This window comes from Nostoc sp. KVJ3 (genome assembly GCF_026127265.1).
In the GTDB taxonomy this organism is placed as follows: domain Bacteria; phylum Cyanobacteriota; class Cyanobacteriia; order Cyanobacteriales; family Nostocaceae; genus Nostoc.
In genome coordinates this window covers 156,198-182,495 of sequence record NZ_WWFG01000006.1, presented here as the reverse complement: position 1 = coordinate 182,495, position 26,298 = coordinate 156,198, and the positions used below count along the sequence as shown (strand labels likewise).

Annotated in this window: 14 protein-coding genes and 1 pseudogene; 10 read left to right on the top strand and 5 right to left on the bottom strand. The window is 43.0% G+C overall.

Annotated elements, in window-relative coordinates:
• Positions 1–137: 137 nt before the first annotated feature.
• Complete coding sequence (locus GTQ43_RS36565) at positions 138–1,145, bottom strand: hypothetical protein (protein WP_265277579.1); 1,008 nt, start codon at positions 1,143–1,145, stop codon at positions 138–140.
• On the opposite strand from GTQ43_RS36565, the gene GTQ43_RS36560 reads away from it, so the two are divergent.
• From GTQ43_RS36560 to GTQ43_RS36535, 6 genes are all read left to right on the top strand, one after another.
• The gene (locus GTQ43_RS36560; RefSeq protein ID WP_265277578.1) at positions 1,139–1,444 is read left to right on the top strand and encodes a hypothetical protein; all 306 of its coding nucleotides are present in this window, start codon (positions 1,139–1,141) and stop codon (positions 1,442–1,444) included. The two genes, GTQ43_RS36565 and GTQ43_RS36560, sit on opposite strands and share 7 nt — an antisense overlap.
• Positions 1,419–1,769: a helix-turn-helix domain-containing protein gene (locus tag GTQ43_RS36555; protein ID WP_265277577.1), complete on the top strand. Its 351-nt coding sequence runs from the start codon at positions 1,419–1,421 to the stop codon at positions 1,767–1,769. Before GTQ43_RS36560 ends, GTQ43_RS36555 begins: the two co-directional genes overlap by 26 nt.
• A 44-nt stretch (positions 1,770–1,813) precedes the next feature.
• Positions 1,814–2,719 (top strand): hypothetical protein, encoded by a 906-nt coding sequence (locus tag GTQ43_RS36550; RefSeq protein ID WP_265277576.1) that lies wholly within the window; start codon positions 1,814–1,816, stop codon positions 2,717–2,719.
• 95 nt (positions 2,720–2,814) lie between these two features.
• Positions 2,815–5,826, top strand: a complete 3,012-nt coding sequence (locus GTQ43_RS36545) for a DEAD/DEAH box helicase (protein ID WP_265277575.1) — start codon at positions 2,815–2,817, stop codon at positions 5,824–5,826.
• Between the two features lie 1,297 nt (positions 5,827–7,123).
• Positions 7,124–10,627: a BREX-1 system adenine-specific DNA-methyltransferase PglX gene (locus GTQ43_RS36540; protein WP_265277574.1), complete on the top strand. Its 3,504-nt coding sequence runs from the start codon at positions 7,124–7,126 to the stop codon at positions 10,625–10,627.
• Between the two features lie 2 nt (positions 10,628–10,629).
• The gene (locus tag GTQ43_RS36535) at positions 10,630–13,335 is read left to right on the top strand and encodes a DEAD/DEAH box helicase (protein ID WP_265277573.1); all 2,706 of its coding nucleotides are present in this window, start codon (positions 10,630–10,632) and stop codon (positions 13,333–13,335) included.
• 16 nt (positions 13,336–13,351) lie between these two features.
• Here GTQ43_RS36535 and GTQ43_RS36530 read toward each other — a convergent pair whose 3' ends face one another.
• Together GTQ43_RS36530 and GTQ43_RS36525 are read right to left on the bottom strand one after the other, a co-directional pair.
• Positions 13,352–14,650, bottom strand: a complete 1,299-nt coding sequence (locus tag GTQ43_RS36530; protein WP_265273659.1) for an IS4 family transposase — start codon at positions 14,648–14,650, stop codon at positions 13,352–13,354.
• A 163-nt stretch (positions 14,651–14,813) separates the two neighbouring features.
• Positions 14,814–15,626: pseudogene (locus GTQ43_RS36525) on the bottom strand (transposase); the annotation flags it as partial.
• A 173-nt stretch (positions 15,627–15,799) separates the two neighbouring features.
• On the opposite strand from GTQ43_RS36525, the gene GTQ43_RS36520 reads away from it, so the two are divergent.
• From GTQ43_RS36520 to GTQ43_RS36505, 4 genes are all read left to right on the top strand, one after another.
• On the top strand, positions 15,800–19,630 hold the full coding sequence (locus tag GTQ43_RS36520) for a helicase-related protein (protein ID WP_265277572.1): 3,831 nt from the start codon (positions 15,800–15,802) through the stop codon (positions 19,628–19,630).
• Positions 19,630–21,702: a UvrD-helicase domain-containing protein gene (locus GTQ43_RS36515; RefSeq protein ID WP_265277571.1), complete on the top strand. Its 2,073-nt coding sequence runs from the start codon at positions 19,630–19,632 to the stop codon at positions 21,700–21,702. The genes GTQ43_RS36520 and GTQ43_RS36515 overlap by 1 nt, the downstream gene beginning before the upstream one ends.
• 18 nt (positions 21,703–21,720) lie before the next feature.
• On the top strand, positions 21,721–21,945 hold the full coding sequence (locus GTQ43_RS36510; RefSeq protein ID WP_265277570.1) for an EVE domain-containing protein: 225 nt from the start codon (positions 21,721–21,723) through the stop codon (positions 21,943–21,945).
• A 275-nt stretch (positions 21,946–22,220) separates the two neighbouring features.
• Positions 22,221–24,638, top strand: coding sequence for an ATP-binding protein (locus GTQ43_RS36505; RefSeq protein WP_265277569.1), 2,418 nt, complete (start codon positions 22,221–22,223; stop codon positions 24,636–24,638).
• Between the two features lie 71 nt (positions 24,639–24,709).
• Here the strand turns inward: GTQ43_RS36505 and GTQ43_RS36500 are convergent, their stop codons facing one another.
• Positions 24,710–25,846, bottom strand: a complete 1,137-nt coding sequence (locus GTQ43_RS36500) for a hypothetical protein (protein WP_265277568.1) — start codon at positions 25,844–25,846, stop codon at positions 24,710–24,712.
• A gap of 13 nt (positions 25,847–25,859) precedes the next feature.
• Positions 25,860–26,297 carry a hypothetical protein gene (locus GTQ43_RS36495; protein WP_265277567.1) on the bottom strand — a complete coding sequence of 146 codons (438 nt, stop codon included), beginning with the start codon at positions 26,295–26,297 and terminating at the stop codon, positions 25,860–25,862.
• Position 26,298 lies beyond the last annotated feature (1 nt).

The window sequence follows — 26,298 nt, the reverse complement described above, 5'->3', positions numbered from 1 at the left end:
TGTTGAGGAATGGATATTGTGGGTTGCATATTTGTAATGAGTGAATGATTAGGGGAAGGGGGAAAGGGCAATATCAATTCGTAATTTCCAATTCGCAATTCGCAGTTTAATTGCGACTTGCGAGTTGCGAATTGGAATTATGCTGTTACAGGCTCCCGTAACCGTTGCCAGTTTTGAGCGGTTAACTGCTCACAGTTAGCCACTTCTGCATCTAGCAACTGCTGTAATTCGTCAGTAGTCAGCTGTTGCAATGGGAGATGCTGCAAGTATTCAGGAGTGGGTTCAGTTGCAAATGAAGTATCTGCCATCGACAGCGATCGCACTGCATCATATACTGAGTTAGAATACTGCTGCTGACCTGAATAACGCCTCTTTACCCACCAGTTCCCGTCAGTGCATCCGACTTGCCCCAGTTTCACGCCGTTGTTGTTGTAAATGCCATCATCGAGAATTTCAAAGCCGTAATTCTGGCACTCGTTGAAGATATGCGCCATGATTTGGTTTTCAGTCGTGGGGGGTGTTGTTTCTTTCTCCTGCACAGGTAATGAACCGTCTTTGTAGTGAGTGCAGATGAAGCGATCGCAACGCATTAGAGTGTTGGCACGAAATACTTCTTTATCGTTGACCTTTTTTGAATTCAAAATGCAAAATTCAAAATTCAAAATGAAGAATGGAAATAATTTTGAATTAATTAATTGTTGGTACAAGCCCCCACTAATTGTCTTTAATTTTGAATTTTGAATTTTGAATTTTGAATTGGAGCGAAGCGACTTGACCATGACTACCCAGCGTTGCGTTAAGTGGTTATCGTCATGGCTGATGCTGGCTATCAGTTGATTGCCAGCATAATATTCGTGATGGTCAAACGAGATTTCGACTATTGTGAGGGGTTCGGGAGCAACAGCTTGGGCTTGGTCAGCGATGTAGTTGTCGAGTTCGGCTTGGGCGAGGGCTTGTTCGTCGGGGGCAGCAGGGGCGAGTTTCTGAATCTTGCTTGCCTGATAGTTAACAATGGCGGAAATCCAGGCATCCTTACAGCGTTTGTCGCTTACTTCGGCTGTGCAGCCGATTTCGCTGTAGATTTGCTTGAGTCGAGCAATAGATTTCAGTTGCAGCTGTTGTTGGCTGTAGATTTGGTATGTCATTATATTGGTTATGCCATCTGTATGGTGGATGTTTTGCAAAAGCGATCGCTTCCAATTTGCGAGAGAGGTGCGGTCGCTTTTTGCTATCTATAAATATAGCGACCTCGCTACATATTTGTCAAGCTTGCATATTAATTGTTATGGCTGCTATATTGGAAGGAATCGCTTTAAGTAAGCGATCTAGCTATAAAAGCATTAGTGGAGGAAACTATGAGAGTAAGGAAAACAAAAAAAGACTCTCAAAAGATGATTCGTTGGCGGCTAAGAATATTAATGGCAGAGAAGAAAATCAGCAATAAAGAACTTGCTGAACTTTCGGGTATCCACCCAACGTCCATTTCAAAACTGAAAAACGCTGATGAAATTGAACAGATCAGTGGGAGAGTTTTAAACAGTTTATGTAATGGTTTAACAAAGGCGTATCAAGCCGCAGGTGATAACCGAATAATTACACCTGGGGATTTGTTTGACTACACTTTTGATCATGATGGCGACCCTACAACTGGGGATATTCAATCAAAAGGTTTACAAAAAGCCGAAAATGAGCAATTATCTAATCCTGGTAAACCAGCTATACCTAATACTCAGGTATTATGGTTAACACCTAATAAGGAGGCATCATAAGTATTTTTGTTCCTGAGCATACTTAAGCTAGAAGAGGTGGAAGCATGAACACCCCACCCCGTAAGCGCAAACAAGCTACCTCTGCCGCATTAAGCAATCCAGAACTGCCCATCAACTCAGACATTACCCCTTCAGAAAACCCAGCTTCAGCAATCATCGATATTGCTGCTGTTGAAGTACCTGAATTGACCGAGCAGGAGCAAAGCGATCGTCTGCACTTAGAGCGTAGGGTAGAACGAGCGTTCTTTGAAGCAGGGAAGGCATTGACTGAGTTACGCGATCGCAGGTTATATCGTTCCACGCACAAAACTTTTGAAGATTATTGCCGCGAACGCTTTGGTTTTAGCCGCAGACAGCCCTACCATTTAATAGAAGCTGCGGTTATTTTTGATAATTTAGTGGAAAAATGTGAACGGAACGTTCACATTTTGCCGACTAATGAGTGGCAAATTAGGCCACTGTCCAAGCTAGACCCGGACATTCAGCCCGAAGCATGGGAGCAAGCTGTAGAGTCTGCCAACGGGAAAGTACCATCTCATCGCATCGTCAAAGATGCGGTGCAGCGAATAATGGAACGTACTCAAATACCTAACACCTATCAATTAGGCGAGGTATGCCAAATTTTAGCCAAGGATAATCCCGAACTTAGGGGCAAGGGTGGCTGCTGGGGTATCGTAAGCCAAGTAAATGACTTTAGTTGTAGCGTGAGAATGTGGGATGGGGAGTACACGGTTGGGTTGCAACATCTGAAATCTTACGAATACTTGCCTGCGGAGTGTCAACAGATCCAGGTGATTTGCGATCGCATCAATCGGATGTATTCGAGTGGGCTGGAGGAGTCGGTACAGAAGTTTTTGGAGATGCTGGGGAAACTAAACCGAGCTTATTTGACGGCGCTGGAGGAAAAATTGTTGGGAGTGTTAGAGATGGAATGTAAAGAGCCTCGTTAATTATAACTCTTTTGTTTCCGTATTATTACTGTAAATACAATAGTTATATATAGGTTATTACAGATACAACCTATTACTTATATTATTTATTATTAATGCCCAATATTCTGCCCTTGGCTCCTGGAATGCGGGTTTTATGTCGTGATGCTGAATGGCTTGTACAGCGTATAAATGCCTCTAACGATGCAGGTACACAACATGCAGTGCAAGTAGTTGGAATTGATGAACTGGTTCGAGGATATCAGGCAATTTTCTTGACTCAGCTTGACCAAATTGAGTCAGTAGATCCACTTAAAACTAGATTAATTGCTGATAATTCAAATGGTTTCCGTCGCTCCAAACTGTTCCTGGAAGCGCAATTGCGGCAGATGCCTGCGGCGGGGGAAGAAGCCGATCTGGAGGGGTTAGGTGCGTTTGACCCTATGCCTTTTCAGATCATCGCAGTCAAGCGATCGCTGGAACAACTTCGACCTAGATTGCTACTGGCGGATGCGGTTGGATTGGGCAAGACTATACAGGTTGGCATGATCCTGACAGAGTTAATCCGTCGAGGACGGGCAAATCGGATTTTAGTTTTAACTAAAAAATCCATGCTGACACAGTTTCAAGCAGAACTTTGGAACCGTTTCAGTATTCCTCTAGTAAGGTTAGACTCTCAAGGCATTGCTAAATTAAGGTTACAGATTCCCACTAATAAGAACCCCTTTGAGGTTTATCATCGAGTCATCATCAGCATTGATACACTCAAGGATGTTGGACGCTATCGCCATTTCTTGGAAGATACTCGCTGGGATGTGGTGGTGATTGATGAAGCGCACAACGTTGCTGGAGCTAGTATTCCTGAGAATCATCAAGCCCATAAGTTAGCGCGGTTGCTGTCAAGGCGCACAGATAGTATGTTGCTGACGACAGCAACACCTCATAATGGCAAAAGAGAAACTTTTGGGCGTTTAATTTCCTTACTAGATCCATCAGCAATCCCTGACCCGCGTTATCGAGAGTATGATGCAGATGATATTCGTGGCTTCTACTTGATGCGCTTTAAAGAAGATGTGCGTCATCAAGCTGGGCTGCAACTTACTGAACGATTTGTTGTACCCCTTCAGGAAACCACGGCGGAGGCGACAAGTGCAGAAGAAACTGCATACAGGATTTTGGGCGAACTGCGACAAGTAATCCAGAGCCAAAAGGAGGAGTATTCAGAGTGGAGAAATCAGCGTTTAATTCAATATGGACTCTACAAACAGTTTCTTTCTAGCCCAGAATCTTGTGCTAGTACTGTTTCCAAACGACTGAAAAAACTGCAAGCTGAAAACCCTCAAAGTCCAGAAATACCTTATTTAAAAGGGCTAGAAACAGCCCTGAGAAAACTTGCATTAACTGATTCCTCTCGTTTCCAACTGTTGCTTAAACAACTGCAAGAAATTGGCTGGAATGGGCAAGAGCGTTGTCCGCGTGTTTTGATTTTTACCGAGTATATAGAAACTCAGAAGGCGTTAACTGCTGCGATCGCTCAAGCATTTAATCTCAAACACAGCGACAAATTTGAAGACCAACCGCATCAAGCGATCGCTTCCATTAGTGGGGCTTTTCCAGATGTGCATTTAATGGCAGCAGTAGAAGCTTTTGGGACAAAATCTTCACCTGTGCGGATGATGATTGCCACCGATGTAGCATCCGAGGGAATTAACCTGCATCACCAATGCCATCACGTTATTCACTATGACTTACCCTGGTCGATTATCACCCTAATTCAACGCAACGGGCGAGTTGACCGCATTGGGCAAACCGAAACGTCAATTCTTCGTTATTTGATGGTTGAGACGAAAAACGGATTGCTAAAGGGAGATTCAGCTATTTTTGAACGGCTGATAGGCAAGGTAGAAGAAATTAACCGCAGTACTAGGTCTGGAGAAAGTTTGCTTCAGCTTTATGATCCGCAAAAGGAGGAAGAGTACATTGCCCAACAGGGCTTGTTGAAAGCAGATAGTACTGTATTAGACAAGCGAGTAGGGCAGAGTGCAACTACATCCACAGAAGCCAACGACTTAGAATTAATCATTTCCGCAGGTAATCTCAAGGATGATGATGATTTGGTAGCATTGTTGCTGGGCGGGGAAGAAGCAGGGGGCAGGGGGAGTGATGTTTCCTCTGAAAAAGTGGACTCTGTAGTGGCTAACAATAACAGCCGTATTCGTTTTTACAAAGATTTTGATTTCTTAGTTGCAGCTTACCGTCTATTACAGGAGTCTAATCAGGAATATTTACCCCTGGAAATTGAGGGACGGATGCTTACACTTACAGCACCGCCTGATTTGAAGCGTCGCTTGGGTGCGCCTTCACAGAAAAATGAGATCATTTTTGGTGGAACGGCAATTCCTCAAGAGGCATGGCAGGAAGGCGACCAGTTTCGGCTGACGGACGATGTGGAACGGGTAAAACTGGCAATTACGGCTGCCCGCAATACTTCCGGTTACTGGTCTAAAGAACTGCTGTGTAGTGAAACTCACCCGATTATGCAGTGGCTAGTAGAACGCTTGCTGATGCAGTTTGCACGGGGAGAAGCCCCTATTATCACTTCCAGAGAACTGGAAGAAGGGGAATTAGCATTTTGTTTTATTGGACAAGTGCCTTCAATTGCAGGTACACCGTTAGTTGTGGATTCCCATTCTATCCGCATCCGCCCTGGTGGTCGCTGTGAAATGGCTCCTCTACAGAATACTTTGGCTGCTGCGGGATTTGAACGACTGGCAAATACACAAACCCCAGCGCGAGTTACGGCGGCTGAACTGTTAATTCCTGCGGCAGTAGAAGCTAGTTTAGAACATTTGCGATCGCTCGAAAAACAGCGTCAGGAAAAGGTGAAACCTCTACTGCAACAAGAAGAACAACGGCTCCAACAGTGGAGTCAGAAACGGCGAGAAATTATTGACCAGCACCTTGCAGAAATTGACCCCAACAGTGCCTCGGCTAAACGCTTGCAACGAGAGCGCGACGAAATGGACAAATATCTCAAAGACCGTCAGCAACATTGGCGCGATATGCACTTACTACCAGGGGAATCGCCCATTACTCGGTTAGTTTTGGTTATCGAAGGAGTGAAATAATGGTTTTAGATTTTGCGATTCACAATGTTGGTGAATACTATTCATCTCACTACCTCGATACCACGTTTTCCAAAGACGCACAAAAGTTTACTTCTTCGTGGAAGGAAGCAGGCGCAGCAGCATCACCCCGGCAATTGCAGAAGTTAGCACAGCGATACTTTAAAGCCAAAGCCCAAGCTATTGAAGAATTTGATTGGAATCAGCGACGCAATGCTGGTGTAGAAATCCAAGCTTGGCATTCCTACTTATTACAGGCAATTGGCTACAGCGACTTGGAAGCTATGGATTTGCCTGTGGAAAGTGGCGATGTCTACGTTCCAATTTTGGGACTATTACAGCGATTTGGGCAACCTTGGTTGGTTGTGTGCGAGAGTGTGTTTTGCATTCCCGATGGCAGTTTGCCAGATGGCGCAGCCAGTGAAGACCCCCTAGAAGGAAAGCCATTGTCAGAGCAATTGGTTGATTCTAACCACAAACTGGTACAAGGTGATTGGGGTCGGGCAGTTGGTGAGATTTTTAAAACTGAAGAAGCACCGCGTTGGGTGATGATTCTGGCAGGAAGCCGGATACTGTTAATTGACCGCAAAACTTATGCTAACGGACGCTGGTTGGCTTTTGATTTAGATGAAGCTTTTGGTCGGAACGAGAAAGCGACCTTTGAGCAAATCGCTACTTTCTTATCACGGGAGACGCTGGCTCCAGATAGTGAGTCTGTGGAATTATTGCATGATACCTTGGGAGAACAAAGCCACAAGCTGGCTCACGGGGTGACAGAAAACCTCCAGGTGGCAGTACGAGAAGCAATTGAGTTACTAGCAAATGAATGGGTGAGCGATCGCCGTCGTCGTAGTTTAGGTATGATTAACCTGCGCCCAGAGGAAGCTTTACCTGATGGTTCAACTACTGTCACCGCCGAGCAACTGCGTCATGAAGCTTTGACCTTTGTGTATCGCCTGATATTCTGCTTCTACGCGGAGGCGCATGGGGCGGAATTGGGTGTTTTACCAATCAATGATGATGCTTACCGTTTGGGCTACAGCTTGGAAGCATTGCGTGATTTAGAGTTAGTCCCACTTTCTGAACAGTCTGGCGAAGGAACTTACTTTCAGACACATTTAAATAGACTCTTCACCTTAGTCCACGAAGGATTTCACCCTCTGCAAGAGGAAGAAAATCCCGACCAGTTGCAATTGCAACTTGCCCAACAACAACGGACTTTTGAGTTACCACCTTTAACCGCCACACTTTTTGACCCGAAAGCTACCCCATTGTTGAGTCGGGCGCAACTTTCCAACCGTTGTTTGCAAAAGGTTATCCGTCTGTTGTCTCTCAGCTACAACGAAAAAACCAAAACTACTGGACGGGTAAACTACGCAGACCTGGGTATAAATCAGCTAGGTGCAGTCTACGAAGGATTGCTTTCTTACAAGGGGATGTTTGCCGAGCAAGATTTCTCCAAGTAAAACGCGCTCAAGATGAATTTAGCAAGTCCAAAACCCAAACTTGGTTTGTCCCAAAAGACCGATTGGAGGAATTTAAGAAAGATGAGGTAGAACGCCTCAATGATGGCAAACCCCGGATTTATCCTAAAGGCTCATTTATTTTGCACCTGTCAGGATTGGATAGAAAGTTGAGTGCTTCTTATTACACACCGGAAGTGTTAACAAAATGCTTAGTTGAAGAAACTTTGCGACCATTGCTGCAAGACTATACTCCAGAAAATGCCGACAAAATTCTGCAATTAACAGTCTGTGAACCAGCAATGGGAAGCGGTGCTTTCTTGAATGAGGCAGCAAACCAACTGGCGCAAAAATACCTGGAATTGAAGCAGAAACAACTAAATCAATTGATTGAACCTGCGGATTTTCCTGATGAATTGCGTCGTGTTAGACACTACATCACTACCCGCAATCTTTACGGCGTAGACCTCAACCCCACGGCGGTAGAATTGGGCACGCTGTCCCTGTGGCTCAACTCCATGCACCGGGCAAAGTTGATTCATGAAGATGGGAGGGAAGAATGGGTAAGGGGAGCAACGCCTTGGTTTGGCTTACGACTGCGAGCGGGTAACAGTTTAATTGGCGCACGCCGCGCAGTCTGGACAAAGGCGCAATTGTTGGCAGAAGTGCATCTCAAAAGCGGTAACGAGGCGGTGGAACCCCGCCAACTCCAGCCTGGAGAACAGCGAGGCAAAAACGAAGTTTATCACTACCTAGTGTTTGACCCTGATATGGTTCCGACTGCTGGCGATGCTTTGGTCAAGCAGTTTCACCCCCAAGAAGTGCAGCAAGCTGAGGACTGGCTGAGAAAAGAGGTCAAAAGCAAATGGACAGAAGTAGAGGTAAACTTAGCCCTGGCTGTTAGCGATTTAATTGACCAACACGAACAGCAATATGCCAAGGAACGGTTAGCAGCATTAGAGAAAACAGCTTGTCCTGGTAGTGTGTGGCCTCAACCCCCAGCAACAGAATTCGGCCCAAGTTTGGCGTTACAGGAAGAGGTGAAGGCAAAACTAGAATCTACTTCTGGCAGTTTTCAACGGTTGAAATTGTTAATGGACTCTTGGTGTGCGTTATTTTTCTGGTCGATGTATGAAGTCGAGGCATTGCCAAGGCGAGAAGATTATTTAGAAGCAGCGCAGATATTGTTGGCGCGGTCAGGAGATTTAAGTATTAAAGCTTTTCGCTGCAATTTTGATGGAGCGAACTTGCTCAAAGCTACTGCACAGACTGATTTAGATACAGATTTGCTGTGTGCGGCGGTTTCTTGGTATCGTGTGAGTCGGGAAGTTGCAGAACAGGAGAAGTTTCAGCATTGGGAATTAGCGTTTTCTGAGGTGTTGGGGTGTGATGCGAGTCAGTCAAAAGGGTTTGATGTGATTTTAGGAAACCCGCCTTGGTTAAAAGTGTCTTGGTCTGATCCTGCTTTATTGTGTGATTTCAATGCAATTTTAGGAGTTAGGGAAGCTAGAAGTGCAGAGTTTAATAAAGAACGCCCTCAACTTTTAAAAGATGAGTTGAACAGAAGAATTTATTTAGATACTCAACAATCTAGTTTAGGAACGGTTGCATTTTTGAATTGTCATCGAATTTATGAAGCTTTGCGAGGAAGTCAGACGAATCTGTACAAAAACTTTATCGTGCGAAGCTGGTTACTACTATCTCAAAAAGGTTTTGCTGGGCTGATACATCAAGACTGTCCTGGTATTTATGACGATCCTAAAGGGGGAAATTTACGGCGTGCTTGTTACTCCCGTCTTGTCAATCGCTATCATTTTAAAAATGAAATGCAGCTATTTAAGGATGTAGGTCATGAAGCTGATTTTAGCCTTAATGTTTTTAGAAGTAGCGAGGCTAAAGTAAGCTTCATACAAATAGTTAACCTTTATAATCCAATTACTATCACAGCCAGTTTTAGCCATAAAAGTCCTGGAGATATAATTTCTGGAGTCAAGACACATGATGGAAAATGGGAAATAAGAGGACATTGTGACCGCATTGTTGAAGTTACAGAGAGAACTTTAAAAATATTCAATACTTTACTTGAAGACTCTTCAGTTCAACTTCTTGAAACTCGTCTATCACAAGTACATACCGGACAATTAGTTACAGTTCTCGAAAGAATTAGTCAGTTGCCAAAGTTGTTACCAAAATTAAAGGGAAAATATTACCCTACAGATTTTTTTCACGAATCAAATAGTCAAGATGATGGGATTATAACACGGCAAGAACATCCGAGCTTTCAACCAAATAATCCTTTTGAATGGGTTATTAGTGGGCCTCATTTATATGTTGGTAATCCCTTGAATAAAACTCCACGAACTAAGTGCTTATCAAAAGGAGCCTATGATGAAGTTGACCTTACAAAAATCCCGGAAAATTATCTACCAAGGGCAGTATATCGACCTGGAGATACTAACGGTAGTCTGAATACTTTTAATGCGGCTATTTTAAAATTGAATAATAATGAACCTGTAATCAACTCATACCGCTTTGCAAATAGAATAATGGCGAACCTCAGCACTGAACGTAGCTTATTAAGTGCTATTATCCCGCCAAGAGCCACCCATATAAATGCAGTTTCTAGCATTACGTTTGAAAATTATTTAGACCTAGTTGCATTTGCTTCTTACTGTACTTCAATTATCACTGATTATCTTATTCGTGCATCAGGTAGAGCCAACATTAGAGAAGCTGATTTACGAATTATCCCCAAAATCACAGACCCGCACCTTACCCCCATTATGCACCGAGGCTTACGCCTCAACGCCCTCACCAAACACTACGCCGACCTCTGGTCATCTGTCGCCCTCACCGAAATCACTCAAGACAATTGGGCAGTAGAAAACCCAATGCTAGACTCCTTCGAGTCTCCCTGGTACGAACTCGACCCGCAGCAGTGGTCATGGCATTCACCCCTCCGCAGCGACTACTCCCGCCGCCAAGCCCTCCTCGAAATTGATGTCTTGGTAGCCCTCGCCCTCGGTTTATCCCTCGACGAACTCACCACCATCTACCGCGTACAGTTCCCCGTGATGCGGCAATACGAACTCGGCGATGAATACGACGCAAAAGGTCAACGCCTCCCCAGCACTAACCGTAAAGCCCCTGGAGGAAAAGAAGTCCGTGAAGCCCTCAAAGACTGGAACGGCACTTCACCCCTGACTGTAAGTTGGCAAATCAACGATGGTTTAGAAACAGTCACCAAAACTTTCTATCCGCCTTTTACCAAAGTTGACCGCGAAGCCGATTATGCCCAAGCTTACGAAGTCTTGCAGAAACGCTATGGAGGCGGAGTTTAATCATGCTACCAGCCCATATTGCCGAAAACATCCGCCGCCAGGTGCTTTATTACCTGCAATCTACTTTTGATTTTCGCGATCGCTCTGTCAGCCGTGCCTTTGAACAATTCCTCCAAGACCCAGAACGAGGACTGTTTAAAGGCCCGTGGGTACAGTTGCGGCGACCTTTCCGGTTAGCATCTCAACCTTATACCCCTCCTTTTGACCTCAACGTTCCCTTCCTTCCCTTTCGCCATCAAGCTGTTGCCTGGAGACGTTTGAGTAGTAAAAACCGCAAGCCAGAACCCACCCTCGTCACTACTGGCACTGGTTCCGGTAAAACTGAGTGTTTCCTCTACCCCTTACTCGACCACTGTCTCCGAGCCAAACAAGCCAGACAGCCTGGAATTAAAGCAATTGTCCTCTACCCGATGAATGCCCTGGCTGCCGACCAAGAACGCCGCTTCGCCAAATCTATTTGGGACGACCCAGTACTGAAAAAAGCTGGTGTTCGTGTCGGTACTTATACCGGACGCTACGACCCTGGCGATCCCACCTCGCAAGACTCTGGCACAACCAGCATGGGCAAAGACCACGGCATTACCAACCACGAAGCCCAACTAGAAAACCCGCCTGATATCCTGCTGACTAACTACAAAATGCTGGATTTCTTGCTCTTACGACCGCAAGACCAGCAACTTTGGCGTTTCAACCAATCGGACACCCTGCAATATCTTGTCCTTGATGAACTGCATACTTACGATGGCGCTCAAGGTGCAGATGTCGCCTGTTTGATTCGCAGACTCAAAGAAAGGCTAAATATTTCCAAAGGTAAACTCTGCGTTGTGGGTACTAGTGCCACAATGGACGATCGCGACCGCAGCGATCGCGCTCTTGGTTTAACAATATCAGTGGATGCAGTCGAGACAGGAGGCGATCGCCTAGCTCGGTTTGCCAGTACTTTGTTTGAAGAAGAAATTCCCACAGAAGCCGTAATTGTCGAGGATAGGCTGACAGTTGAGGAAATTGTCAAACCAGAAGAAGACCTGATTTCCCTTGATTTACCAACTTCTGAAGACTGCGAACCACAAGCAGACGAAGATGCTACAGCCTACGCTATCCGCCAAGCAAAGGTTTGGGGCGGCCCAGAATTTGCTGAACCAACAACAGGCGATGTCTGTGACGGGCTACGCCTACGCGCTACTGCTATTGAGCATTGGTCAGTTTCTTTAGGAGATTGGTTAAAAGGTACGCAACTATTCAAGCACCTGCTGGAACTTTTTGATGCTGCTGAACGTTCTTTGGAAGGGCCGCTCACTTGGACAAAGTTAGTAGAAAGGCTAGCAGCCAAAGATTTTTCCTTCATTGCCGTCCCCAATTTAGAAGACCGGAAGCGGATTATTACCGCCTTCTTTGCCCTTGTTGCCCACGCCAAAGAAATTCGGAGCAAAGGAGCGTTTCCCTTAGTCCCGACTCAAGTACAGCTTTGGGTGCGAGAATTAGCTCGGATTGGTAGAGTTGTGGAAGAACAACCGATTTTTGGTTGGCTAGATGAACCTTCGCCAGAACAAACTTTACTTCCTGCCTTCCAGTGTAACGAGTGCGGTGCTTCTGGTTGGATTGGTCTGCAAAATCGCCAGTCTGATACCGCCGTTAATGCCAGAGGTGTTCAAGGTTTTAAGCTGACTAATGATATCAGTGCCATTTACCGGGGCTGGTTTGGTCGCAATGGCAGCCACGACCAACGCATTGTGCTAATTGTCCCAGATAGCGATGGCTCAATCAATTCAGGAGACTTGTTTGGAGCTTGGTATCTCCATCCTTCCAGTCTAGTCCTACGCCAAGGGCAGGGAGCTTGTCCTTTAACTAATGACACTCGCCGCTTGCGGGTTGCATTCAACCAAGATGTGGAAAAACTAGCAAATGGTTCCCTGCATGGAGTTCAGGCTTGCCCTTGCTGCGGTTCACGGGAGAGCATTTTTATTATTGGTTCGCGTTCCGCTACCCTTTCGAGCGTCATGGTGGATGAGTTATTTGGATCTATGCTCAACAACGATCCAAAACTTTTAGCTTTCACCGATAGCGTTCAGGATGCTTCCCATCGTGCCGGGTTTCTCTCAGCCCGGACTTATAATTTCACCTTTCGCACCGCTCTGCAAGGGGTAATTAATAATGCTGGTGTAGTAGGTTTGCCATTAACAGAAGTGGGAAAACGCTTATTGGAATGGTGGAGTCAACCTGGAGTTGGCAAACCAGGAACGATGAAAAAGGCGATCGCTGCTTTGTTGCCACCAGATTTACATGATTATCAAGATTACCTCAATTATCGCAATAATCCGAAACTAACAAATCCCCCAAGTGCCCTAGCATCTGATATCGAAACACGTTTAACTTGGCAAGCAACCAGTGAGTTTGGAGTCATGCTGCTGCGCGGACGCACGATGGAAGCGAGTGGTTCTGCCTGTATAGCTTGGGATTGGCAGAAAATAGATGAGACTGTGAAGCAAATTAGCGATCGCATCGAGTCTGTAGATACGCAACTGAAAAAGATTAGCGAAGATAACCTGCGTCGCTGGCTACTGGGAATCCTTTACCGTTATCGATTGCGCGGCGCATTGGGGCATTCTTACCTAGAAGACTTAGCCCGCAAAAGCTACTGGGGGAAAGCTCCCTTTGGACATGCAATTTTGAGCCGAGAAGTGCATCCCCCGACATTGGTGACAAGTTAAAGCTGTAAGTCTTTTGTCAAGAGGCTTTGAGAGAATCGCTGAAAAAAAACTGGTCAGACCCTCGTTGGAGATCAGGAAAAGGAGCGACAATTAACTTAACGTTTGGTTTTCGCTTCTGTTTGATAATACCTAAATCTCGATTTTGAGGGTCAGCAAAATACTTAATAGTATCTGTTGTGTTACCTTTTTGATGAGCCATTGTAAAATGGTAAAGACCACGATAAATCATTTCTAATGAGATTTCATCAAAGGGTAGAGAGAGTTCATCCGCTACGGCATCACCTAAATCTACTAAAACCGCATAAAATAACCACGTCGCCCAAATTTGTAACTTAATTCCATTAATTGAACCTGTCCATAAATAACTTAACCCCAAGAGTCTTTTGACTATATTAAAAGCATCTTCAATTCGCCAACGCCGCCGATATAAATCTGCTACTACATAAGGGGGTAAAACATGAGGGTCTAGGACGCTGGTTAAATAAGAATGCCATGTTTTTCCCGACCTTACTTCAATCAAACGTAAAGTTATAAACGGAGTCTTTTTAGTGCCAGAACCGAGACGTATCTTCCGGTCTCGCAGTCCATAACTATCTGTCAACACCTGTTCTACTTTGATTGCTGCTCCTTTCTTTATTCTGGTAATAAAGTCAACTTTATTCTCGATTAATTGATGCCAAAAGTTAAAGTGATAAAAACCTCTATCTAATAAGAGTAAAGTTCCGGCTCTAACTAAATTTAGGATATTTTCTTCTAGTTTAGTATCAGAAGCTTTAGGATTTTCTTCAAACCAAATTTCTACAGGTAATCTGGTCATTAAATCAATGACTGTACTCATCTTTCCTGCTAATTGTCCTCTTTGAGCTTCCTCTAAACTTTGTATTTTCCTAAACAATGCCTCCAGTGTTGACCCGTCTACTATCCAAATTTTCTCGAATTTTAATAATGTAAACTGAATACTTTCTGGTAATGGACGTTTATTTCTACTATGCCAAGCCGCTCTCAAACTAGGCAATAAATCTTTAAATACTTTTTCAAATAATTCTGATGGAAATGTCAAAAATCTCTGTGATACTGCTTGTTGACTAACTTTTGTGGGATTACACCACAGAAAACCGTCTCTGGCTAACATTCTTGTCAGTTCCCTGACTCCTGCTACATCTCTCCATAACAAGGTCAGCACCGCAGCCATCATCAATGGTAAATTCAGTATCCGTTCCCTGAGTCCTAGTTTTCGGTAGTAATTTTCTTGATTTGTAATCGCTGGTGTCAGTAATCTTTCCAGTTGCTCTGCAATTACTTCGTCTTCCACCATTGGTCTGTGTTTCTTTTTGGCATGGTCTCTATTGGTTTTTTTGCTGGTGGTCATGGCTAAGTCTCAATCGCTCAATTACTTGTCTAGATTGAGTTTCCCACTATTTTTGAACACTACAAATATCACCCTTGACAATTTCTCCTTTTCCTTAACTTGTCACCAATGACCTTACTTCAATCAAACGTAAAGTTATAAACGGAGTCTTTTTAGTGCCAGAACCGAGACGTATCTTCCGGTCTCGCAGTCCATAACTATCTGTCAACACCTGTTCTACTTTGATTGCTGCTCCTTTCTTTATTCTGGTAATAAAGTCAACTTTATTCTCGATTAATTGATGCCAAAAGTTAAAGTGATAAAAACCTCTATCTAATAAGAGTAAAGTTCCGGCTCTAACTAAATTTAGGATATTTTCTTCTAGTTTAGTATCAGAAGCTTTAGGATTTTCTTCAAACCAAATTTCTACAGGTAATCTGGTCATTAAATCAATGACTGTACTCATCTTTCCTGCTAATTGTCCTCTTTGAGCTTCCTCTAAACTTTGTATTTTCCTAAACAATGCCTCCAGTGTTGACCCGTCTACTATCCAAATTTTCTCGAATTTTAATAATGTAAACTGAATACTTTCTGGTAATGGACGTTTATTTCTACTATGCCAAGCCGCTCTCAAACTAGGCAATAAATCTTTAAATACTTTTTCAAATAATTCTGATGGAAATGTCAAAAATCTCTGTGATACTGCTTGTTGACTAACTTTTGTGGGATTACACCACAGAAAACCGTCTCTGGCTAACATTCTTGTCAGTTCCCTGACTCCTGCTACATCTCTCCATAACAAGGTCAGCACCGCAGCCATCATCAATGGTAAATTCAGTATCCGTTCCCTGAGTCCTAGTTTTCGGTAGTAATTTTCTTGATTTGTAATCGCTGGTGTCAGTAATCTTTCCAGTTGCTCTGCAATTACTTCGTCTTCCACCATTGGTCTGTGTTTCTTTTTGGCATGGTCTCTATTGGTTTTTTTGCTGGTGGTCATGGCTAAGTCTCAATCGCTCAATTACTTGTCTAGATTGAGTTTCCCACTATTTTTGAACACTACAAATATCACCCTTGACAATTTCTCCTTTTCCTTAACTTGTCACCAATGATCCCCCGATGACTCGTTATCGACCCAAATTGATGGTAACTGGGAGCGATCGCTCTCATGACTTCATCTTCGGCAACACTTCAGGGAATACACAGCCTTGGCATATTCGTTGGACACATCGAGTATTTAAGCATCCCATGAGTGAAGCAGAGACAGTTGACTTGCTAAAACTGTTATATCAAGCAGCAGAGGCAACAAAACTTTTACTGCGACTGCATACAGATGGTAATAAAGCTTACTATGCTATTAATCCCATAGCCGTAAGTTTAGTACCAAACGGAGTCCGGTTAATTTGCTCGGAAACAGGGCGACAAATAGTCCGCCCAGAACAGGAAGCAATTTTCTGGAATGGCGCTCCTAGCTTAGAATACAGTGCTAGGACAGGTGCGTATCGCCCTGAAGATTTTACTAGACGACAAGTATACTACCAAGACCGCTACCGTAAAGGGGCTTTACGTCGAGTTGTCGCTAGCGAACACACAGGACTTTTAGCGACAGAAGAAAGAGAAACTCTAGAACGCACCTTTGCGCTTAATGAACACACAGACGATCCCAATGTGCTTACCTGCACCAGCACTCTAGAAATGGGAATTGATATTGGCGATCTATCCAGCACCATGTTATGTTCGATACCGCCTACCACAGCTAGTTATCTTCAGCGTATTGGTCGGGCAGGACGAGCAACAGGTACAGCATTAATCGTCTCTGTAATCAAGCATCAACCCCACGACCTTTTCTTTTATGCCCGACCTGTGGAAATGCTACGCGGTAAAGTTGATGCACCTGGGTGTTGGGTGGATGCTTCAGCTGTATTAGTGCGTCAGTATCTTGCCTACTGTTTTGACTCGGCGGTAAAAACTGGAAATTTATCGGAACTACCCCGGACTGGCACACAACTGATCCGGGATATCGAGAATCTCAAGGGTCATATTCCGCGAATGTTGCAATGGATTGCCCAAAATGAGACGCAATTGCAGGAGTCTTTCTTAGCACGCTTTCTAGATGTGATTCGAGACGATACCAGAACAAGATTTTGTAGCGAAACTATAACTGAACTACTCCAGCAACGGATTCGCAAAGTTGTTAACGAGTTTGACCGTCAGCGACGGGAAATAGACAATGCTCGGAGAAGATTGCAGAATCAAAAATCTCAGATTGAGGAACATGAGGAAGATGCACGGCGAGAAATTGAGGACGAACTGCGTGTCCTGAAAGGGCGACAAAATAGCCTGTCCCGCATCACAACCCTAGAGTTACTAACTGACCACGGACTATTACCAAATTATGCCTTTCCTGAATCCGGTGTGCGCTTTTATGGTTCGGTTTATAATCGCCACCGAGTTAGAGAAAATCCCGTTCCCCCAATTGAAATTGTCAGACCTGCTGCCACTGCACTACGAGAATTAGCTCCCCACAATCACTTTTACACTCATAAACGCCAATTTGAGATTCAACAGATTTCCATTGGTAGTAAAGAGGAACCACTTACAGAAACCTGGGCAATTTGCGGACAATGTGGACACATGCGCCTGACTAGCAACATTAACCAAGAACCAGCCTGTCCACAGTGCGGTCATGACAGTGGCGATGATAGTCAAGCAGATATTGGCCAACACCGTTCTTTCATCGACTTTTCTCGTTCCGAAGCTATCTCGGTGATGGAAGAATATGATAGTCTTTCGAGCGATCGCGCTGATGAACGAGAACACACTATTTACCAGAGGCGACGGAGTTTTGACCTCACAGTTGACGAGCCAACAGGAGCGGTAGGCGAGGAAACCTTGCCTTTCGGGATTGAATATCGTGCTGCGGTAGTCTTGCGTGAGGTTAACGTCGGCTATTTTGACGAAGCTGGTACTGTTGCCTTTGGACCAGAAGGAAACGCCCCTGAGCGTGGCTTTCAAGTTTGTGCAGATTGCGGTGTAGTTGCCACACCAGGAAAATTCATCGAGCAGGTAACACACCGCCGCAGTTGTTCTGCTCGTCGGCGACAGGAAAAAGCCAAAGCCGAAGGTCGTTCTAGCAATCCTTTTAAAGCAGAATCCGTGTACCTGTATCGAGAGATTCGTTCAGAGGCAATTCGCATACTTGTCCCATCTTGGATTGATGACGACATCCCAACTTTGGAAGCTTGTATATTGCTAGGGTTACGACTGCGATTTGAAGGCGACCCTAGTCACCTAACTATCTTTCCCCAACGACTACCAGATGGAGCCAAGAATGTACAACGCGATTATTTAATTATTCTAGATCGGGTTCCTGGTGGTACAGGCTACCTCAAAACCCTATTTCAAGAAACCGATGCTACTGGAAGGGCTGGTGAAGGCATCATGACAGTGATGCGACGTGCCTTAGATTCCTTAGAAACCTGCCGTTGTGGACGGCTGAGTGAAAAAGAAAGCGATCGCGATACGGATGGCTGCTATCGTTGCATTCGCACTTATGCTCAACAATACAGTGCCACATCCATCAGCCGAGAACGGGGCATCAAGTTGTTAAAGCAACTAATTGCCGCAGGCGATCGTCGAGTGGAACATAAAGCTCTCACCGAAATTCCTGATAACTCCTTGCTTGGCAGTGTTTTAGAGCGCAAGTTTGTCTGCAAGCTAGAAGAATGGGTGAATGAACATAATGGCATTTGGGAGAAAACCTTAGTATATGGTAAGGCTGGTTTTCGCTTTAATTTACCCAACGCCAGCCGCACTTGGGAGCTTGAGCTACAGCCGCAGTTGGGATTAGCCCAAGGGGTTGCGATCGGCTGTCAACCAGACTTCCTACTGCGGTGTGCTGACGACGAGTCGATTAAACCAGTCGCCATCTTTACTGATGGCTTTGAGTTTCATGTAGAAATTAATCGGCTAGCTGATGACATGGCAAAACGGCGAGCTATTCTCGCTTCTGGTCGTTATCACATTTGGAACTTGACCTGGAATGATTTGACAGCAACAAAGTTGGAAGACTTTTTGGTTGTTCCTCAAGCAATAGCAACAAAAGTAGAGATTTTTGCTAATGCAGGCATTAACCAAGGTATACCTTCAGGAAGATTAGCTATTGGTAATGCTTGGCAACAAATTACAGGTTTTATCCAATGTCCTCAAGCTAGTGGTTGGCAACGTTTAGCAGAGTTTACAGCCGCATTTCCTTTAGAAATACTAGCCGGAAAATATGCTTATGCTGAATCTGCTTTGCGTATTTCCCTCAATGATTGGCGTAATGGTCAGGGTTTCATTGTTCCCGCCAGTATCGATAACGGCGAATGGATCTGCTATGACAAAATTAGTGGTGGGACAGATGTCATTGCCCTTGCAACTATTGCTGATTGCTTAACAACTCGCCGCGATCGCGTCCGAGTAACTGCCCGCTTAGATGACAGTGAAACTGAGCGATTAGCAACTCAAACCTATCGTCCTCGTTGGCGCAAGTTTCTATCCTGTCTCAACCTGTTGCAGTTTTGTGGGGCGTTTAGTTTCTTCACTACCTCAGAGGTAGAAACTGGTACTGCACCCGATGTACTTCCTGATACGAGCTTTGTAGAAGCAAGTGGTGAATGGGCACAAGTCCGATCTGAGGTAATTCCGTCGCTGCGATTTGTAGTTGATGAACTGGCAGCATTAGGAGTACCAGTACCTCAAGCTGCTTATGAAGATGAGGCAATTGATGAAAACGCCGTAGCAGAGTTGGCATGGTTAGAGGCTCGAATTGCAGTGTTAGGGGGAGACCAAGCCTTGTTAGTTTCTGCTTGGCAAGCAAATGGGTGGACTGTTGTCACTGCTAATGAAATACAAGCAAAGGGTACTGCTTTTTTGATTGAACTAATTGAAATCAGGAGGAATAATTGATGGCTCACCTAATGATGCACGCCCAAGTGCTGAAGCATTTTCACAAACTGCCCAAAAAAGTACAAAAAAAGGTTCCAGAACTGATTGAGAAATTTCAAATTAATCCTTGGGACACAGCAATTGGATTGCATGGGCTGAAAGAATCCATGCTCGATCACAAAGTTCGTGGAGCAGACTTACCAGATGGCTATCGGGCTATTGTAATTGCACCGGAGCAAGGTGATACTTTTCTACTGGTTCATATTGATTCCCATGACCGTTCTTATGCCTGGGCAAAAAACAAGCGTTTTGAAGTACATAAAAGTACTGGGGCATTCCAAATCTTTGACGTTCAAGAAACAACAGAAGCATTGCACGATGCTGTCACTCCCACACCAACAGTCGATGATTATCCTCTGCAAAATCTTGCCGATGATGATCTATTCCATGCTGGAGTACCGCAGCTGCTTATCCCAGCAGTTCGACATGTTAAGAGTGACCAAGAGTTGGAAGTACTTAGCGAATATCTACCACCAGAATGCTATGAGGCTCTCGTGGGGCTTGTAGCTGGTTTATCACTAGACGAAGCCCTAGCCCAAGCACTGGGAACCGATGTAGAAGATGAGCAACCTGTCACTATTGTCGGCCCCGGAGATTTCTCACAGCTTACCCAGCGACCAAACCGAGATTTAGTAGTAGTTGAAGGAGAAGAAACCCTCAAGGCAATGCTGGAAGGTGGTTCCTTAGAAGAGTGGCGAATTTTTCTCCATCCCCAACAAAGGAAGATTGTTGAGTGGCAAACTAATGGATCTATGAGTATCACAGGTGCAGCAGGAACTGGTAAGACTGTTGCCTTGATGCACCGTGCTGTTTACCTTGCCAAGCACCTAAACAATCCGAAGGAGCGGATACTGCTCACTACTTTCACAACAAACCTGTCTGTAACTATCAAAAGCTACTTACGCCGCCTCGACCCAATAGCAGCAGAACACATTGAAGTCACTAACTTAAATCAGCTTGCCCGCACTATTTGTTCTCGTAGTGGCTGGAAAGGGCGGATTGCTTCACCTGAAGAACTCAACGACCTTTGGGACGAGGTTTGGGCAGATCCAACTATACTTAATTTACCAATGTCAAAAGCAGAACTCCAAAAAGAGTTTGAGCTTGTAATTGATGCTAATGGAGTTGATTCTGAAGAAGGTTATTTAACCACCGTTCGTACAGGGCGGCCTCGGATGGGGAGAAAAGAACGACGTGAGGCATGGCCAATATTTCAGGCTTTCAGGCGTTTACTGCTCAAGCAAAACCTTTTAACTTTTGAAGGTGCAATTCATCAGGCACGATTTGCGGTTGAGCAAAGTAACTTTCCTCCTTTTAGGCACGTCTTAGCAGACGAAGTGCAGGATTTCAGCCTGGAAGCATTAAAATTAATTGCTGCTCTAAGTCAAGTAAATCAGGGTCTTTCAGATCCTCTATGCGTTGCTGGAGACGGACATCAACGTATTTATCGGGGTAAAGTGCCTTTAAATTTGGCAGGCATATATGTCAAAGGACGTTCCAGACAATTAAAAGTAAATTATCGTACCAGTGAACAAATCCGGCTTTTTGCTCAATCAATCCTTGAAGGCACTGTAATTGACGATTTGGATCGAGGACAAACCACAATTGTAGGTGATCGTTCCGTGTTTACAGGCCCAAAACCAGAAATTGTGCAGTGTGCGGATGAAAAAGAAGAGGCAAAGCGTATTGCTAGCTGGGCAAAAGAGTTGATTCAAGATGGGTTTGCTTTCCACGAAATCTGCGTAACACCTTATAAACCAGCAATTCGCACAGCACTGGAAGCAGAAGGTGTTCCAACTTTTGAACTCAAGCCCAGAGAAGAAGATCCAGGGCCAGAGGAGCCAGGGGTTCGCTTGGGGACAATGAAGCGAATTAAGGGATTGGAATTTAGAGCGATCGCAATGGGCTGTAGCAATGAATCTGACGCAATGAATAAACTTGCAGAAGCAGAATTACTTCAACGATGTGAGCGATATGTTGCTGCAACACGGGCAAGGGAACGTCTTCTTGTTTGTGTTAATGATTCGTTATAAATTTATCATCTAATTCTAATGGCCTACTGGCTATTTCAAGGCAACCCTAAGTATTACCGCATCATAGACGGCATCCGCGATTTTGAGCAGATGCCGTGGCTGGCAACACGCTATGCCAAAGACATGGTTACTGGTGATGGAGTAATGATTTGGAAGTCTGGCGATAAGGCAGGAATCTATGCGATCGCAGAAATCATCGAACCACCCAAGGTTATCGCTAGTCTGCCTGATATTGGTTACTAGATTGATACCAGCCGTATTGGTGTTAAACCTTGCGCCAAAGTTCGATTCAATAGCAAGCTGTTAGAAAAACCTCTGTTACGGGAAAACTTAAAACAAGACCATGTATTGAAAAATTTGATTGTCATTCGCCAGCCGAATGCTACCAATTACAGGATTACTTAGCAGGAATGGCAGCGTGTGCATGAGTTAAGGATATAGCAAAAGCAAATTATTGCAATCTTTATAACTAAATTAGATATGCTTATATAAATATATAAAATTTACTTATACTAAAAATGATCAATAGAATTAAAAACCTTTTAAAAGAAGCACAAATATTAAGTTCTCAAGCCGAAGCTAGACAAGCAGCAATTGCATTAATGCGTATAACTTTGCAATATGCGTGTATTTCACTAGCTGAGTGGTTAATTAAAATACGTGCTACATCAAGAAGTAATACATTACCTTTAATAGCGTTAAATTTGAATCAGTTACGTGAGCCTTCAGATGGAACATTAGTTAATGTCCTTGCAGAGTTGCTTGTTGCTGCTGAACATTACGGTTGGAATGGAGTCAGTCGTCCTTTTTGGCAACCAATATCTTCATCGCGTCCTTGTATTAGACTATCTAAAACTAGCAATCCAAATCTCCAAAACGTTTTACGGGAATTTGTACATCTTAGAAATGAAGGTGTGGAAGGTCATGGACTTCCTGGACAATTTGATCCTCAAGCTGAATTAGATGCTGTTAATTTAACAATAGAAAGCTTGTCTCAAATATTACCTAATATTTCTCATAACAATGAAAATTTAATACTTTTAATGCCTGACCAGACGGATTACACGCTACAACTACTCAAAAGCTATGGAGGAAATTTGATATGTTATCGTAAAATCAAAAAAGGAACTGCGGGAAATTGTATTGTTTATGCACAGGTACAAAAATCCCTTTTTGAACGAGAGGCAATTACATACGAAACAAAAGATGTCTTAGGCGCATCTGACATCAACGACTATCCAACATATAGTATTTGGACTTCCTTCGATGATAATTGGTCTCCTTTAGCTTTGATACCAGAACGGCTAACACGTAATTTTACTGGACGCGAAAAAGAGTTAAATGAATTAAAAGAATGGGCAGATGATATTGATTCACGTGCGTGTATGCTTTTTGGTGATGGAGGTATAGGAAAAACTACTGTTGCTGTTGAGTTTTTACATCGCATACTTGAAGGTAAGATTAATACTGTATGGAAACCTGAATTAATTACATTTTATACTGCAAAGCAGACACGTTGGGGTTTAAATGGTTTAGAAATAATACGGATACGTGAAGTTGGTGTTGCGGATGCTGCTATTGCTATAGTACGGGCGTTAGAATCAAAACCTCTTACCAAAGACTGGTACAAATCTAGTTCCGATTTGTTGATTAAACAGTTAGCTAGTTATTTACAAGAATGGGGTATAGATCGCAAATCGCATCTTTTGGTTTTAGACAATACAGAGACAATGGTAAGCAATGCTGAAGACATTAATGCATTGGCTGCTCAAATAAAAGATTTGTCTAGGAAAGTTGGACGGGTTCTACTAACATCACGTCGCCGTGAAGCAATAGAAGCGCAACCAATTGAAATTAAGCCTTTTGATGTTGATGAGTCCGTTAGTTTCCTTCGCGCACGTGCCGAATTACTTAAACGTCAGTCAATACTTCAAGCAGGACAAGCAACATTACGCCAATATGCTAATAAGTTGGCAAATAAACCTTTAGTTCTTGAAGTTTTTATTCAAGCTTTGGATGATCCTCATCTTAGTCTTCAACGTGCATTTGATCGGGTATTGAGAATGCAACGTCAAGATTTAGGAGAGTTTTTATATGATGATGCATGGAGACGCTTGTCTACCAACATGAAACATTTACTACTGTTGATGACTAGAGTTTCAGATATTCATGACGATTTACTGCTTAAATTATGTTGCTCAATAGCAGAAATTACTGTGATTGAAGCAAGTGAAGCTCTTGAAGAAAGCCGAGGTATTGCTAGTATTATAAGATTTAATGATCATTTGCAAATTTCATTTAACTCAGAATTTCTCAAATATTGTGAAAATAGAATAATTCTTATCAACGGTACAAATTATCCTATGGATTCTTCTGTAACAAAAGTTAAAAACCGTTATAACGAATTTATAAGAAGTAATTCAACTAAAATACGTGACCGCGTAGATAAAGCTTACAGACATACTTATGCACGTGCTGCATGGCTAGCCTATAAGGAACAGAGATTTGATGACTGTGAACTTTTCTACGAAGAGGCAACTGTAAGAGATAGTACTAATGGCTGGCTTTTTGATCGTTATGCCTATTTTCTATTTTCTCAAAGCAGATTAGAAGAAGCTTTAGATAAGTCTAAAAAAGCAACAGAAATAATTAAAAATGATCCAGATGCTTGGTTTACTAGAGGAATGATTGAGGCACGTTTGGGTAAGACGCGAGAAGCACTCATATCACTAAGAAATGCAAAAGACAATGGTAAATCAGAACATTTATGTCTATTACAACAAGCTTATGCTTATTGGGAAGATGTCCCACCAAATAAAGCAATGGCAAGAGTATGTATTGAGGAATCTGAAAAAAAAGTTTCCAGCAGTGATCCATATTATTTGAAACATTTATCTGAACTGCGTGCTTTGCAGAATCGTATTAATCTTACCTAGCTAATTAACAGTAAAAATACTAAACGTGCTATTGTTTAAATAATATTGTATCTGATCCTCTACTCAAAAACTTACTTGGGAGGCAATAAAAGCGATTTTAAGTTCTCTATCGTTTGGGTTTCCCAGTCTGCATATCCTATTGGATTAGAGTGAAATTGCTGCCATGCCTGTTGCATCAGCGACGGTAGGTTATCGTTGGTGAGAGGTTGTTTGTCGTAAGCAATTAACCCAATTCGTTGACATACAGCAATTACTTGTTGTGAAAGTTTACGTAAAATCTCATCTGGATAACAGTATTGGTACTCTAAATCTGGTGAGTCTTCCATAATCGACTTAAAATGTTCCCATTCGTGAGAAATTTTTTCTATCTGCTCTAGCTCTCCCAGTTCCTCAAGCGTCAATAAAATTGCGCGCATTCTAGCTTCATCCGCAGGGTGTGTTCCCTCTTCTTCCAAGCTTGGGGAATAAATTTCAGCTTCAGATTCAAGTACAAGCCTTAAATGAGACCAGCCATAAGCTGAACCTACAAGATAAGTCGCAAAAATATCGCACGAAAACTCGATAACATATTCCTGAAGCCAAGCTTGTTCTAATAACTTAAAATAAGTTGGATAATTTTTTGATGCGGCTTTATTTTTTAATATTTCCCGTTGTTTTTTGATATATTTACGTATAGTTATTGCAAAATTACGAATAATTTCATGCTCATAACAGTTGTAAAATAAATGCCCAAGTTCATGTACAAAATCTGGGATTGCTAGTAAAAATTTATCTTCGCATAAAGGAATATAGATTATATTTTCTGTAGGTATAGCAGAAAAATATTCGGAACTATGGGCGCTAACTAAGGGAGGAGTATCAGAATAGTTTATGTTTTTGCAAAAAAATTCTGCAAATTTATAAAAGTAATAATCTTTACAATTAAAATGATATAGTAATGTCAGTTTTGAGGTTTCTAAAATGTTTACTCTTTCTGCACAACGTCTATATGATTTAATTTGATTTTTTAGTAAAATTGTTACTCCAAAATCAGGATCATCAATAATTTGTTTGATATCGTATACCAAACTTTCTAACTCTGCGTCTACGTTGTTAAGATACAAGTTCAGTTCTTCTGGTAAGCTTTTCAAGGATTGTAAGTCTTGCCTTAACGCATAACATCGTTTAAGAAGTAAACGAACTTGTCCGCAGAAAAATTGTGATGACATTTTCGATCTACCTTTACCTTCTTCGTAGCTTACGATACAATCTCGTAGTTTCAGCATCTAATTGTTCGCATAACTCATCAATGCGATTAATAAAGTCACTTGTCAGTTCTTGCCCATCACTTAAAATTTGTTGAACTTCTTTTAGGTCATCCTTGTACCAATTAATATCTCCTTTATGCTGCTCTTGTAAGCGTTTAATAAAAAATGGTGGTATTTGAGGTAAATATTGTTCATTCTCTTCAAGAGAATTATTATCATTTAGCTGTGTAACAACTTTATCTAAAATATCGGCTAGTTTTTCTCTGGCTGTAGAAAGTTCTTGTGCCGAAATGTGTTCTGCACTGTTTAGCTTATAATGATGTTTTTTCAGTAAAATAATAGAATCATTAAGAGTTTTAAACAAAATAGAAGTATTTTTATACTCTTGAGAAATTATTCCGATTCCGCTCATT